This is a genomic window from Actinomadura sp. B10D3 (assembly GCF_039871695.1).
GTDB lineage: Bacteria > Actinomycetota > Actinomycetes > Streptosporangiales > Streptosporangiaceae > Spirillospora > Spirillospora madurae.
The window spans coordinates 366,475-379,880 of sequence record NZ_JBDPLY010000003.1; the positions used below are offsets into that span (position 1 = coordinate 366,475).

The following is a 13,406-nucleotide window of genomic DNA, read 5'->3' on the forward strand; positions in this document are numbered from 1 at the left end:
CGCGCGGGCAAAGGGCCTGAAAACCGGCGAATCGGAGGACATCGTGGCCAGTAGCGATCTTCAGGGCAGGACCATCGCCTTCCTGTGCGCGCCCGAGGGCACCGAGCAGGTCGAGCTCACCGAACCCTGGAAGGCCGTCGAGCAGGCCGGCGGGCGCCCGCGCCTGGTCTCCACCCAGTCCGGCCGCCTCCAGGCCTTCGACCACCTCGACAGGGCCGACACCTTCCCCGTCGACACCACCGTGGACGTCTCCGACCACACCGAGTTCGACGGCCTGCTGCTGCCCGGCGGCGTCGCCAACCCGGACTTTCTGCGCACCGACCCCGGGGCCGTCGCCTTCGCCAGGTCCTTCTTCGACGCCGGCAAGCCGGTCGCGGTGATCTGCCACGGCCCCTGGACCCTCATCGAGGCCGACGCCGTCCGCGGCCGCACCCTCGCGTCGTGGCCGAGTCTCCAGACCGATCTGCGCAACGCGGGCGCGACATGGGTCGACGAGGAGGTAAAGGTTTGCGAGGCCGGACCCAACGTCCTGGTCAGCAGCCGCAAGCCGGACGACCTCAAGGCGTTCTGCAGGGCCGCCGTGGAGGCCTTCGCGCGATGAGCGGCCGGATGTGGTCTAGACCTCTGACCTAGACCACTGCGCGAACCGGGGGCGACCATATCCTGCACGAATATCCGTACCGGCTAGTAACTAAGTACGGTTGTGCACGTGACCCGTCGAGCGAAGATCGTCAGCACCATCGGCCCCGCCTGCTCCAGCACCGAGCAGATCAACGCCCTTGTCGAAGCCGGCATCGACGTCGCCCGCCTCAACATGAGCCACGGCGAGCATGCCGTCCACGAGGAGGTCTACCACCGCATCCGCGCCGCCGCCGACGCCACCGGGCGCGGCGTCGGCATCCTGGCGGACCTGCAGGGCCCCAAGATCCGCATCGGCCGCTTCCCGGACGGCCCGGTACGGCTCACCCTCGGCGACGAGTTCACCATCACCACCGACGACGTGCCCGGCACGCGCCGCGAGGTCTCGACCACCTACCAGGGCCTCCCCGGCGACGTCTCGCCCGGCGACACCGTCCTGATCGACGACGGCCGCGTCGCCCTCAAGGTCACCTCCGTCGAGGGCAGCCGCGTCCACACCACCGTGACCGTCGGCGGCATGGTCTCCGACAACAAGGGCCTCAACCTGCCCGGCGTCCCGGTCAGCGTCCCCGCCCTCACCGAGAAGGACGAGCGCGACCTGCGCTGGGCCCTGCGCCTCGGCGTCGACCTCGTCGCCCTCTCCTTCGTCCGCACCCCCGCCGACGCCGACATCTGCTACCAGATCATGGAGGAGGAGGGCGTCCGCGTCCCCCTCATCGGCAAGATCGAGAAGCCGCAGGCCGTCGAGCGCCTCCCCGAGATCGTCGCCGCCTTCGACGGCATCATGGTCGCCCGCGGCGACCTCGGCGTCGAGCTCCCCCTCGAACAGGTGCCGATCGTCCAGAAGCGCGCCATCGAGCTGTGCCGCGAGAAGGCCCGCCCGGTCATCGTCGCGACCCAGATGCTCGAATCCATGATCTCCGCGCCCCGCCCCACCCGCGCGGAGACCTCCGACGTCGCCAACGCCGTCTTCGAGGGCGCCGACGCCGTCATGCTCTCCGGCGAGACGAGCATCGGCCAGTACCCGATCGAGGCCGTCCTCACGATGAGCCGCATCGTGCAGACCGCCGAGCAGGCCGCCCTCCAGGCCACCCACACCCTCGACCGCATGCCGGAGACCGTCGGCGGCGCCATCGCCCGCGCCGCCGCGGAGGTCGGCGCGATCGTCGGCGCCGAGGCCCTCGCCGCGTTCACCATGTCCGGCGAGACGGCGCGCCGCCTGTCCCGCTACCGCTCGCCGATCCCGCTGCTGGCCTTCACGTCGGTCCCCGCCACCCGCGGGCGGCTCGCGCACGTCTGGGGCGTGGAGACGTTCATCGTCCCGCAGGTCGACCACACCGACGCCATGTTCCGCCAGGTCGAGCAGTCGCTCCTCGAACTCGGCCGCTGCCAGAAGGGCGACAAGGTCGTCGTGGTCGCCGGCTCGCCGCCCGGCACCGCCGGCTCCACCAACGCCCTGCGCGTGCACAGCCTCGGCGACGCCATCGCCATCCCCCAGTGACCGGCCCTCACTGGCCGGTCCACTGACCGGCACCGCCGGCCGGTCCCCCACCCGCCTGAACCTGCCCACCGAGCAGGCATCACCGCCCGGTCTCGTTTCCACCTCGCTCAGGACACCGTCGTCCCTAGTACTTCGGCCCTACGAACTCGTCCAGCCGCGCCACCGCCTCCCGCTTCGCCACCGAGATGTTCTTCTCGTTCATCTGCGTCCACGCGATGCCGAGCCGATCCAGCGCGCCGGTGAACAGCCGCTGGATGTCTCGCGACACATTCGCGAAGTTGTAACGGGGGTACTCGTACCAGCGATCCTCGTTCTTGAGCGGCCGCCGGACTCGGTTGACGAAACGGCATCCGTCCGAGTGGAGCAGGCCGCGGATGAAGTCCTCGGCGAACTCGTCCGCGATCTCCTGCTGCCATTGCCTCAGCTCGATCTTCCGCTCATGCTTCTTGCCCGGGCCGTGCTGCGGGAAGAGGCAGGGCCAGTGCCTGGAGTGGCTGTTGACCTCGACGCAGCCGATCTTGGGTATGACCCGGACCTTGTTCCCCGGCCGGGCGGCACGGACCGCTGTGACGCACTCCTCGATGAGCCCCGGCCAGGCGTTCGCACAAACGATACGAAGAGCCCATACCTGCTTCGCAGGGTCGCTCACCGGGCTGATACAGCCATCGCCTAAGTAGAGGCCCAGCAGGTAGGCGTAGGAGCTCTTCGGCTCAGGTGCCCTCGGGATCGGCGAGCAGCGCGGGCAGGGTTGGTAAGGCGTGCCATAGAGATCGCGCCCCTGTTCGGTCCGCAGCCGCCATTCCCGGATCGCGGAGCGCGAAGCACCCGTCCGGCGGCTTACGTCGCTGATGGAATGGCCCTGTTCCAGCAAGATCAGGGCGCGATGACGCACAGTGAGGTCGTACATGCGCACAGTGTCGCCGACGCCTACGACAGAACCGCTTCGCGATGACCCTGAACCGTCCGGCGTCATGTGCGCAGGACCGGATAGGTGATGATTCGCCTAGTGGTGCCCCGAGTGGGATTCGAACCCACACTTAATGGTGTTTGAGACCATCGCCTCTGCCATTTGGGCTATCGGGGCATTTATCCGGATTTTCCGGACATTAGGGTGGCCGGGTCAGGGAGGGTTCGGCGGGAGCCCTGACGGGGACCAGGGTAGCGGGTTTCGGTAGGGTCGTGGTGTGGAGAGCACGCGGCGAGTGGTGATCGCGGAAGACGAGGCCCTGATCCGGCTGGACCTGAAGGAGATGCTTCAGGAGGACGGCTACGAGGTGGTCGGGGAGGCCGGCGACGGCGAGACGGCCGTGCGGCTGGCGGGCGAGCTGAAGCCCGACCTGGTGATCCTGGACGTGAAGATGCCGGTGCTGGACGGGATCTCGGCGGCCGAGCGGATCTCCGCGGACCGCATCGCCCCGGTGGTGATCCTCACCGCGTTCTCCCAGCGCGAGCTCGTCCAGCGGGCGACGGAGGCGGGCGCGATGGCCTACCTCGTCAAGCCGTTCTCCAAGACCGACCTCGCGCCCGCGATCGAGATGGCGGTGAGCCGGTACACCGAGCTGCGGGCGCTGGAGGCCGAGGTCGCCGGGCTGCAGGAGCGGCTGGAGACCCGCAAGGTGGTGGACCGCGCCAAGGGGCTGCTGCAGGAGGCGCACGGCTGGTCCGAGCCCGAGGCGTTCCGCTGGATCCAGAAGACCTCGATGGACCGGAGGCTCACGATGCGGGCCGTCGCCGAGGCTGTCGTGGCGGGTGCCTCCGGCGGCCGGGGAGAGCCCGCCGCAGGCTGACGCGCCGTCCCCGGCATCCCCGGCGTTGTCAAGGTCCAAAGCGGACGTACCGGACTGGTCGCTGGACGTCACCCTGGGTAATCGTCCCAGGCAATGGCGGGTATCGGAAGCTCACAGGGGCGTAACGAACGAGTAACCCTTCGATCCGGGGGTCCTGTTATGGGGCGGGTCGACGGTGTACGACATAGCTGGTCCCCGAGTGACCGTTTCCTTCATCCGAGGCGGCGGCGTCGGGGCTTGACTCGTACCCGATCCCCTCCCGGATCCGGATGGAAAGGTTGGGCACCTTGCGGCGCAACATGATGAGGATCACCGGCGCGGTGGCGGTGAGCGCGGCGCTCGCGCTCGGCGCCGTGGCCTGTGGTGACGGCGATAGCGACTCCGGTGGCAGTGGCGACGAGGTCACGATCGGGTTCATGGGTGACCTGACCGGCGAGAACTCGGGCCTGGTGATCCCGCCCAAGCAGGGCGCGCAGCTGGCGATCGAGCAGTACAACGCCACGAACCCCAAGACCAAGATCAAGCTCAAGACCTACGACAGCCAGGGCAAGCCGGAGCAGGCCACCTCGCTGGCGCTGGGCGCGGTCAAGAACGACAAGATCGCGGGCCTGATCGGCCCGGCGTTCTCGGGTGAGTCGCAGAGCGTCGGCCCGATCCTCGAAGAGGCGAAGGTCCCGAGCGTCTCGCCGTCGGCGACGAACATCACGCTGGGCGAGAAGGGCTGGAAGTACTGGCACCGCGTGGTGGCGGACGACGCCGCGCAGAGCGCCGGCGTCGGCGCCTTCGCGACCAACTCGCTGAAGGTGAAGAAGGTCTTCCTGGTCTCCGACAACCAGGACTACGGCCTGGGCCTCGCGAACGCCATCGAGAAGGCGGTCAAGGAGAAGGGCGCCCAGACCCAGAAGGACGCGGTCGACGACAAGGGCACCGACTACTCCTCGACGGTCAACAAGATCAACCAGTTCAAGCCGGACCTGGTGTACTTCGGCGGCTACTACGCGGTCGCGGGCCGGCTGTTCAAGCAGCTGCGCGAGGGCGGCTACAAGGGCAAGATGATGTCCGGCGACGGGTCGCTGGCCACCGGCCTGATCGACGGCACCGGCCAGGAGAACGCGCAGGGCACGCTGATCAGCTGCGGCTGCCTGATCGACGCCGAGGGCAAGACGAACCCGAAGGCCAAGAAGTTCGCCGACGACTACAAGGCCAAGTTCGGCTCCGAGGTCGCGATCTACTCGACCGAGGGCTTCGACGCGGCGACGGCGTTCATCGAGGCCGTGAAGGCCGGCAAGACCGAGCCCGAGGACATCAACAACTTCCTGAAGTCGGTCGACGTGCAGGGTGTCGGCAAGCAGATCAAGTTCGCCGACAACGGTGAGCTCGCCACCCAGGACATCTACATCTACGAGGTGGAGGGCAACAAGCTGCCCCTCCTCGGGAACAGCAACGAAGCGAAGGTCTCGTAGGCGTAACGGACGCCCTTACGGGACCCTGATGGCGCGGGAGCGGGAGCGCTACAGCGTTCCCGCTCCTTCTCTCTGACTAAGGCGACCTACGGTGCTCGACGACTTCATCAATCAATTCTGGCCGTCGACCATCGACGGGCTGGCGCTGGGCGCGATCTACGCGTTGCTGGCGCTGGGCTACACGATGGTCTACGGCGTGCTGAGGCTGATCAATTTCGCACATGCCGACATCTTCATGGTCGGCACCTTCGCGGCCCTGTGGACGGTCCGCTCGCTGGGGGTCGACTCGGTGGGCGGGTTCGCGCTGATCGGGGTGGTGGTGCTGTGCGCGGTGGTGGCCGGTGCGGTCGCCGGCGGCGGCGCCATGCTCCTGGAGGTGACGGCGTACAGACCGCTCCGCAAGAAAGGGGCGTCGAGACTCGCGGCGCTGATCTCGGCCATCGGGGCTTCGATCTTCATCCAGCAGCTGTTCGCGACGGTCGTCGTGCACCGGGTCTTCGGAACCTCGAAAGAGGGCGGGAAGCTCCCGGTCGACGAGCACTTCAAGAAGCTCACCGACGTGGTGGACGTCGGGCCGATCCAGATCAGCAACGACAAGCTGATCATCTTCTTCGGCGCGGTGCTGATGATGGTGGCGCTGGACCAGTTCGTGAACCGGACCAAGCTCGGCCGCGGCATCCGCTCCACGGCGCAGGACCCGGAGACGGCCGTGCTGATGGGCGTCAACATCGACCGCGTCGTGTCGGTGACGTTCATGGTCGGCGGTGTGATGGCCGGCGTCGCGGCGGCGCTGTACTTCCTGCGCTTCGAGCAGACGAACTACTTCGTGGGCTTCCTGCTCGGCATCAAGGCGTTCACGGCGGCGGTGCTCGGCGGGATCGGCAACATCCGCGGCGCGCTCGCCGGCGGTTTCGTCCTCGGTCTGCTTGAGATGTACGGTTCGAGCTTGTTCGGCTCCGAGTGGCGGGACGTGGTCGCGTTCACCGTGCTGATCCTGGTCCTGATGTTCCGTCCCACCGGCATCCTCGGTGAGTCTCTCCAGCAGGCGCGCGCATGAACCTCACGAAGAAGAACGGAAACGGCAACGGAGGCCGGCCGGGTTCCGGCCTGTCCCTCGACCCGCTGCGGACCTGGTGGGCGGGTGCTCCCGGATGGCAGCGGTGGGCGGTGTACGGCCTGCTCGTCGTGGGCGCGGTCTTCCTGCCCAGCGAGTCGATCGGCAGCTTCATGGCGCCGAGCGGCGCGAACTGGCCGTCGATGCTCAGCGACCAGATCGCCATCTACGTGCTGCTGGCGCTCGGCCTGAACGTCGTGGTCGGCATGGCCGGCCTGCTCGACCTCGGGTACGTCGCGTTCTACGCGGTCGGCGGGTACACCATCGCGATCTTCGCGGTGCGGTACCACTGGAGCTTCTGGGAGACGCTCGTCCTGGCGATCCTGTTCTCGGCGCTCGCCGGGGTGATCCTCGGGGCGCCGACGCTGCGGCTGCGCGGCGACTACCTGGCGATCGTGACCCTGGGCTTCGGTGAGATCGTCAAGCGGACGGCGAACAACAGCGACTTCGTGAACGGGCCGCGCGGCGTGCAGGGCATCCCGCACCCGCCGTCGCTGTCGGAGTTCGAGATCCTCGGCGTTCAGCCGCTGAAGTACGGCCTGCTGGACTCGCGGCCGTACTACTACCTGCTGCTGGTGTTCATCATCGTCGCGATCATCTTCGTCCGGCGGCTGGACGCTTCGCGGGTCGGCCGCGCGTGGGCGTCGATCCGGGAGGACGAGGACGCCGCGGAGCTGATGGGCGTCCCGACGTTCAAGTTCAAGCTGGCGGCGTTCGCGATCGGCGCGGCGATCGGCGGCAGCGGCGGCGTGGTGTTCGCCGCGAAGCAGACGTCGATCCTGCCGGCGAACTTCGAGTTCATCGTGTCGGCGCTGATCCTGGCGGCGGTCGTGCTGGGCGGCTCGGGGAACATCCCCGGGGCGATCCTCGGGGCGTTCGTGGTGGCGTGGCTGCCCGAGCGGTTCCGGTTCCTGGACGACTACCGGATGCTGATCTTCGGCGGCGCGCTGGTCCTGATGATGATCTTCCGTCCGGAGGGCCTGTGGCCGTCCCGGCGGCGGAAGGCCGAGCTGGCGGAGGGCACCGGCGGAATGGGCAGCATGGGCGCCGAGGTCGCCGGGCCGGGGCAGTCCGAGGCCGCGGAGGTGGGCAAGTGAGCGGGAAGGACGAGCGCGCGCCGGTCCTGGAGCTGCGGGACGTCGTCATGCGGTTCGGCGGCGTCGTGGCGCTGAACAAGGTCGACATCACGATCCGTGAAGGGGAGATCTTCGCGCTGATCGGCCCGAACGGCGCCGGGAAGACGACGGTGTTCAACGTGACCACCGGCGTGTACCGGCCGACCGAGGGCCAGGTGGTGTTCGGCGGGAAGCGCATCGACGGCAAGAAGCGCTATGTCGTGACGAAGCTGGGTATCGCCCGGACGTTCCAGAACGTGCGGCTGTTCCACAACATGACGGCGCTGGAGAACGTCCTGGTGGGCACGGACGCCCATCACAGGACGGGCCTTGCCGGCGCGTCGCTGGGACTGCCGTGGCACCGGCGCGAGGAGCGCCAGGGCCGCGAGCGGGCCCGCGAGCTGCTGGACCTGGTCGGGATCCCGCACCGGGCCGAGGAGGCCGCGAAGAACCTGCCCTACGGCGACCAGCGGCGCCTGGAGATCGCGCGGGCGCTGGCGACGAACCCGCGGCTGCTGCTGCTGGACGAGCCGGCGGCGGGCATGAACCCGGCGGAGAAGACCGCGCTCCAGGACCTGATCCGCAGGATCCGCGACACCGGGGTGACGGTCCTGCTCATCGAGCACGACATGAGCCTGGTGATGGGGATCAGCGACCGGGTCGCGGTGCTGGACTTCGGGCAGAAGATCGCCGACGGCCTGCCGGCCGAGGTGCAGAACGACCCGCGGGTGATCGAGGCGTATCTGGGGGCTCCGGCCGATGCTTCTTGAGATCGAGGACATCCACGTCCACTACGGAAAGATCGCCGCGCTGAAGGGCATCTCGGTGTCGGTCGACCAGGGTGAGATCGTCACGCTGATCGGCGCGAACGGCGCGGGCAAGACCACGACGCTGAAGACGGTGTCGGGGCTGCGGAACCTGTCGTCGGGCGCGGTCCGGTTCGACGGCCGGGACATCAGCCGGATGCCGGGCCACAAGCGCGTGTCGGCCGGGATCGGGCAGGCGCCGGAGGGGCGCGGGATCTTCCCCGGGATGACGGTGGAGGAGAACCTCCTGATGGGCGCCTACGCCCGGAAGGAGAGCGCGGCGAAGGAGCTGGCGGAGGCCTACGAGCTGTTCCCGCGGCTGGCGGAGCGCAAGTCGCAGGCGGGCGGCACGATGTCCGGGGGCGAGCAGCAGATGCTCGCGATCGGGCGGGCGCTGATGGCCAAGCCGAAGGTGCTGCTGCTGGACGAGCCGTCGATGGGCCTGGCGCCGATGCTGGTCCAGCAGATCTTCTCGATCATCGAGGAGATCAACCGGCGCGGCACCACGGTGCTGCTGGTCGAGCAGAACGCCCAGCAGGCGCTCCAGATCGCGCACCGCGCGTACGTGCTGGAGACCGGCCGGGTCGTGAAGGCCGCGCCCGCGCAGGAGCTGCTGGACGACCCGCAGGTCCGCGCCGCCTACCTGGGCGGTGAGATGGGCGAGGACGCGGCCGAGGCGGCGGACGCCCCGCCGGACGCGGCACCTTCCGAGTCCGCGGACGACCCGGGAAAGGGGAAGTCCCTCTGAAGGCCTGGTAGGCCGAGGCGCTGGCAGGATGTGCGCGCCCGCCCGACCGGTTCGTCCGGACGGGCGGGCGCTCGCGTCCGGGGGAGACGCTCAGGGCAGCGCGATCTCGGCGGGCGCGGGGTCGCTGACGGCGCCGACCGGAGGCGAGCCGTAGAGCCGGACGGCCTTGACCTTCGCGCCTCGGGCGAGGTCGAACCACAGGTCGAACTCGACGCGCATGGACGAGCCGACGGAGAGCCGCTCGGGCTGGCGTTTGATCATGGTGGCGTTGACGTCGGGTGAATGGGCGCGGCCGTCGGTGGTGACGAGGCGTTGCTTCCAGGTGTCGAAGACCTGGATGTCGCGGCCGGTGTTGACGGCGAGCAGCCGGATGCGGGTGAAGGCGCCCTTCGCGTCCATCGCGGCGTGGGTGCCCATGACGTCGGTCATGCCCGTCCGGAAGCCGACGACGGTGAAGCGCATCTCGGCGCTGCGCCCGGTCTTGCCCTGCGGGACGCTCTCGCCGTCGCGGGCCTTCTCCGCGGGGATCTTGTAGGTGGGCGGGTCCGTGGCGTGGCCGGAGTCCGAGCAGCCGGGGAGCAGGAGGGCCGCGGCCAGCGAGAGGGCGGCGCCCGCCAGGGGTGCGCCCGCCGGGCGGCGGCGGGTGCGCGTGTCACGGTGGCGCATGCCCGGAACGTACGTCCGGTGCCGGGCGCCGGTGAACGGCCCGGAACGTTTCGCAACGCAACCGCAACCGGTGATCTACCTATACCGGTGTCGTCATGCCGGGGTCAGGGGGCCGGATCCGTCCCCGGACACACGTTGACCCGGGATCACCTTTGGGGCCGTACGAACCTTCCCCGGGCGCGTACGTTGTCTACTCGGTGATCCCGGGCCGTTCCCATCCACGCTACAGACCCCGGGGCGTGCACCGCAAAGAAAGCGAGGATCAAGCTCCGGACGGTCCGTCGCCGGACGGAGCGTCCCGCAGCATGCAGGTGAGGCGCGCGGTGCAGACCCGCCGGTCCTGCTCGTCGGTGATGACGATGTCGTAGGTGGCGAGGGTGCGGCCGCCGTGCAGGCGGGTCGCCACGCCGGTGACGTACCCCTCGGTGGCGGACCGGTGGTGGGTGGCGTTGATCTCGATGCCGACGGCGATGCGCCCCGGCCCGGCGTGCAGGGCGGAGCCGTAGGAGCCGAGCGACTCGGCGAGGACGCAGGAGGCGCCGCCGTGCAGGAGCCCGTGGGGCTGGGTGTTGCCCTTCACCGGCATGCGGCCGACGACGCGCTCGGCCGACGCCTCCAGGTACTCCACGCCCATGGACGTGGCCAGGTCGCCCTCCGCGCCGGGCCCGTCCCCGGCGTGGATCTTCGCGCCCGGGTCCCGCGGGCCCGCGCCGTCGGTGTCAGTCACTTACGCCTCCACAAAACTGTCGTACGCGCAGACTAGAGTCCTGGTGTGGTGACTACGGCAACGACCCCTGACAAGCGTGACCGGCTCCTCCTGCTGGACGGGCATTCCCTGGCCTACCGGGCGTTCTTCGCGTTGCCCGTGGAGAACTTCTCCACCACCGACGGGCAGCCGACCAACGCCGTGTACGGCTTCACCTCGATGCTCATCAACGTCCTGCGCGACGAGCAGCCGACCCACATCGCGGTGGCGTTCGACCGCTCCGAGCCGACGTTCCGGCACGAGCAGTACGTCGAGTACAAGGCGGGGCGGCAGAAGACGCCGGACGAGTTCCGCAGCCAGGTCAGCCTGATCTTCGAGGTGCTGGACGCGCTGCGCATCCCGCGCCTGTCGGTCGCCGGGTTCGAGGCCGACGACATCATCGCCACGCTGTCCGTCCAGGCCGCGGGGGCGGGCATGGAGGTCCTCGTCGTCACCGGCGACCGCGACGCCTTCCAGCTCGTCAACGCCGACGTCACGATCCTGTACCCGGTGCGCGGCGTGTCCGAGCTGGCCCGGATGGACCCGGCCGCCGTCGAGGCGAAGTACGGCGTCCCGCCCGAGCGGTACCGCGAGCTCGCCGCGCTGGTGGGGGAGAGCAGCGACAACCTGCCCGGCGTGCCGGGGGTCGGCCCGAAGACCGCCGCGAAGTGGCTCACCAAGTACGGCGACCTCGACACCCTCGTCGCCCGGGTGGACGAGATCAAGGGCAAGGCCGGCGACAACCTGCGCGAGCACCTCGCCGGAGTGCTGCGCAACCACCAGATCAACAAGCTCGACACCGAGGTCGGCCTGGAGCTGACGCCGCCGCAGCTGACCATGGGCCAGTGGGACCGCGAGGAGATCCACACCCTGTTCGACTCGCTGCAGTTCCGGGTGCTGCGCGAGCGGCTGTACGCCTCGATCTCCGCGGCCGAGCCCGAGGCCGACGAGGGCTTCGACGTCGAGGTGGAGGCGCTGGAGCCCGGCGCGCTCGGCGCCTGGCTGGAGGCCAACGCCGGCGAGCGGACCGGCATCGCCGTCACCGGCAGCTGGGGCCGCGGCACCGGGGAGATCACCGCGCTGGCGCTGGCGTCCAAGAAGGGCCCGGCCGTCCACATCGACCCCACCGAGCTGGTCGAGGACGACGAGCGCGCCCTGGCCGCCCACCTCGCCGACCCGGCCCGCCCGAAGGCGATCCACGAGGCCAAGGGCCCGATGCTGGCGCTCGCCGCGCGCGGCATGCGGCTGGAGGGCGTCACCAGCGACACCGCCCTCGCGGCCTACCTCGCGCTGCCCGGTCAGCGGACCTTCGACCTCGCCGACCTCGTCCTGCGCTACCTCCACCGCGAGCTGCGCAGCGAGACCGAGGACTCGGGCCAGCTCACCCTGGACGGCTCCGGCGAGGAGGAGGCGGCCGAGGCCCTCGCGGTCCGGGCGCGCGCCGTCGCCGAGCTGGCCGACGTCCTCGACAGGGACCTCGACAAGCGCGGCGCCACCCGCCTCCTGCACGAGGTGGAGCTGCCGCTCGTCGGCGTCCTGGCCGGCATGGAGCGCGCGGGCATCGCGGTCGACACCGACCACCTCGCCGGCCTGTCGGCCTCCCTGGGCGGCCAGGTCAAGGAGCAGGAGCAGCAGGCCCACGCCGCCGTCGGCCACGACTTCAACCTGGGCTCGCCGAAGCAGGTCCAGCAGGTCCTGTTCGACGAGCTGAACCTGCCCAAGACCAAGCGCACCAAGACCGGCTACACCACCGACTCCGAGGCCCTGACGACGCTCCTGGAGAAGGAGCCGCACCCCGTCCTGGAGCACATCCTGCGCTGGCGGGAGGTGGCCAAGCTCAAGAGCATCGTCGACTCGCTCATCCCGATGGCCGACGACGCCGGGCGCATCCACACGACGTTCAACCAGATGATCGCGGCCACCGGGCGGCTGTCGTCCACCGACCCGAACCTGCAGAACATCCCGATCCGCACCGCCGAGGGCCGGCAGATCCGCGAGGCGTTCGTCGTCGGCGAGGGGTACGAGTCCCTGCTCACCGCCGACTACTCGCAGATCGAGCTGCGCATCATGGCGCACCTGTCCGAGGACGAGGCGCTTTTGGAGGCGTTCGGCTCCGGCGCCGACTTCCACACCATCACCGCGTCCCGCGTCTTCGGCCTGCCGCCCGAGCAGATCGACTCCGAACTGCGCGCGCGGATCAAGGCGATGAACTACGGCCTCGCCTACGGCCTGTCCGCCTACGGCCTGTCCCAGCAGCTCCGGATCTCCCCGGACGAGGCCCGCGGCCTCATGGAGGAGTACTTCGAGCAGTTCGGCGGCGTCCGCGACTACCTGCGCGACATCGTCGCCAAGGCCCGCCAGGAGGGCTACACCGAGACGATCCTCGGCCGCCGCCGCTACCTGCCCGACCTCACCTCCGACAACCGGCAGCGCCGCGAGATGGCCGAGCGGATGGCCCTCAACGCCCCCATCCAGGGCTCCGCCGCCGACATCGTCAAGGTGGCCAGCCTCAACGTCGACCGCGCCCTGCGCGCCGCCGGCCTGGCCTCCCGCATGCTCCTCCAGGTCCACGACGAGCTCGTCCTCGAGGTCGCCCCCGGCGAGCTGGACGACCTCAAGGAGCTGGTCAGCGCCGAGATGGCCGGCGCCTACGCGCTCCGCGCGCCGCTCAGCGTGTCGATGGGCACCGGCCGCACGTGGCAGGAGGCGGCGCATTAGTTTTCTGCATTTCTCTCCTCCTTCGGGCGCTGGGCGCCCTCCATCGTCGAGAAACGCGGGCGATCGCTGGCATCGCTTCGACTCGCCGTGCGGCTCGCTTCGCG

Annotated in this window: 12 protein-coding genes and 1 tRNA gene; 9 read left to right on the top strand and 4 right to left on the bottom strand. The window is 69.6% G+C overall.

Annotation, left to right across the window (positions count from 1 at the left end; genetic code table 11):
- The first annotated feature begins 43 nt into the window (after positions 1-43).
- Entirely contained in the window at positions 44-601 is a 558-nt protein-coding gene (locus ABGB11_RS07830) for a type 1 glutamine amidotransferase domain-containing protein (protein WP_347630313.1), read from the top strand.
- A 108-nt stretch (positions 602-709) separates the two neighbouring features.
- Positions 710-2,140: a pyruvate kinase gene (pyk, locus tag ABGB11_RS07835; RefSeq protein WP_347630315.1), complete on the top strand. Its 1,431-nt coding sequence runs from the start codon at positions 710-712 to the stop codon at positions 2,138-2,140.
- A 124-nt stretch (positions 2,141-2,264) separates the two neighbouring features.
- Here pyk and ABGB11_RS07840 read toward each other — a convergent pair whose 3' ends face one another.
- Positions 2,265-3,047 carry a helix-turn-helix domain-containing protein gene (locus tag ABGB11_RS07840; RefSeq protein ID WP_347630317.1) on the bottom strand — a complete coding sequence of 261 codons (783 nt, stop codon included), beginning with the start codon at positions 3,045-3,047 and terminating at the stop codon, positions 2,265-2,267.
- A 100-nt stretch (positions 3,048-3,147) separates the two neighbouring features.
- Positions 3,148-3,224, bottom strand: a tRNA-Leu gene (locus tag ABGB11_RS07845).
- Between the two features lie 118 nt (positions 3,225-3,342).
- On the opposite strand from ABGB11_RS07845, the gene ABGB11_RS07850 reads away from it, so the two are divergent.
- The 6 genes from ABGB11_RS07850 to ABGB11_RS07875 all read left to right on the top strand — a co-directional run bounded on the left by ABGB11_RS07850 (position 3,343) and on the right by ABGB11_RS07875 (position 9,173).
- Entirely contained in the window at positions 3,343-3,927 is a 585-nt protein-coding gene (locus tag ABGB11_RS07850; RefSeq protein WP_021597332.1) for a response regulator, read from the top strand.
- A gap of 287 nt (positions 3,928-4,214) precedes the next feature.
- On the top strand, positions 4,215-5,390 hold the full coding sequence (locus ABGB11_RS07855; protein ID WP_347630319.1) for a branched-chain amino acid ABC transporter substrate-binding protein: 1,176 nt from the start codon (positions 4,215-4,217) through the stop codon (positions 5,388-5,390).
- A 91-nt stretch (positions 5,391-5,481) separates the two neighbouring features.
- The gene (locus tag ABGB11_RS07860; protein ID WP_347630321.1) at positions 5,482-6,447 is read left to right on the top strand and encodes a branched-chain amino acid ABC transporter permease; all 966 of its coding nucleotides are present in this window, start codon (positions 5,482-5,484) and stop codon (positions 6,445-6,447) included.
- Positions 6,444-7,601 (top strand): branched-chain amino acid ABC transporter permease, encoded by a 1,158-nt coding sequence (locus ABGB11_RS07865; RefSeq protein WP_347630323.1) that lies wholly within the window; start codon positions 6,444-6,446, stop codon positions 7,599-7,601. Before ABGB11_RS07860 ends, ABGB11_RS07865 begins: the two co-directional genes overlap by 4 nt.
- 47 nt (positions 7,602-7,648) lie before the next feature.
- Complete coding sequence (locus tag ABGB11_RS07870) at positions 7,649-8,389, top strand: ABC transporter ATP-binding protein (RefSeq protein WP_347630558.1); 741 nt, start codon at positions 7,649-7,651, stop codon at positions 8,387-8,389.
- Positions 8,379-9,173: an ABC transporter ATP-binding protein gene (locus ABGB11_RS07875; protein WP_347630325.1), complete on the top strand. Its 795-nt coding sequence runs from the start codon at positions 8,379-8,381 to the stop codon at positions 9,171-9,173. The genes ABGB11_RS07870 and ABGB11_RS07875 overlap by 11 nt, the downstream gene beginning before the upstream one ends.
- 90 nt (positions 9,174-9,263) lie before the next feature.
- On the opposite strand, the gene ABGB11_RS07880 is transcribed toward ABGB11_RS07875, so the two are convergent.
- A complete protein-coding gene (locus tag ABGB11_RS07880) occupies positions 9,264-9,839 on the bottom strand; it encodes a DUF4352 domain-containing protein (protein ID WP_347630327.1) in 576 nt (191 codons plus the stop codon).
- Positions 9,840-10,101: 262 nt separating this feature from the next.
- Positions 10,102-10,473: a hotdog fold thioesterase gene (locus ABGB11_RS07885; protein ID WP_347630560.1), complete on the bottom strand. Its 372-nt coding sequence runs from the start codon at positions 10,471-10,473 to the stop codon at positions 10,102-10,104.
- A gap of 138 nt (positions 10,474-10,611) precedes the next feature.
- Between ABGB11_RS07885 and polA the strand changes: the two genes are divergently transcribed.
- The gene (gene polA, locus ABGB11_RS07890) at positions 10,612-13,302 is read left to right on the top strand and encodes a DNA polymerase I (protein WP_347630329.1); all 2,691 of its coding nucleotides are present in this window, start codon (positions 10,612-10,614) and stop codon (positions 13,300-13,302) included.
- The last annotated feature ends 104 nt before the right edge of the window (positions 13,303-13,406 follow it).

What these genes read in the sequence shown, in the direction of transcription:
- ABGB11_RS07840 (WP_347630317.1), bottom strand. Translation starts at nt 3,047, where the DNA reads ATGTACGACCTCACTGTGCGTCATCGCGCCCTGATCTTGCTGGAACAG.
- ABGB11_RS07865 (WP_347630323.1), top strand. Translation starts at nt 6,444, where the DNA reads ATGAACCTCACGAAGAAGAACGGAAACGGCAACGGAGGCCGGCCGGGT.
- ABGB11_RS07870 (WP_347630558.1), top strand. Translation starts at nt 7,649, where the DNA reads ATGCGGTTCGGCGGCGTCGTGGCGCTGAACAAGGTCGACATCACGATC.
- ABGB11_RS07875 (WP_347630325.1), top strand. Translation starts at nt 8,379, where the DNA reads ATGCTTCTTGAGATCGAGGACATCCACGTCCACTACGGAAAGATCGCC.
- ABGB11_RS07880 (WP_347630327.1), bottom strand. Translation starts at nt 9,839, where the DNA reads ATGCGCCACCGTGACACGCGCACCCGCCGCCGCCCGGCGGGCGCACCC.
- ABGB11_RS07885 (WP_347630560.1), bottom strand. Translation starts at nt 10,473, where the DNA reads ATGGGCGTGGAGTACCTGGAGGCGTCGGCCGAGCGCGTCGTCGGCCGC.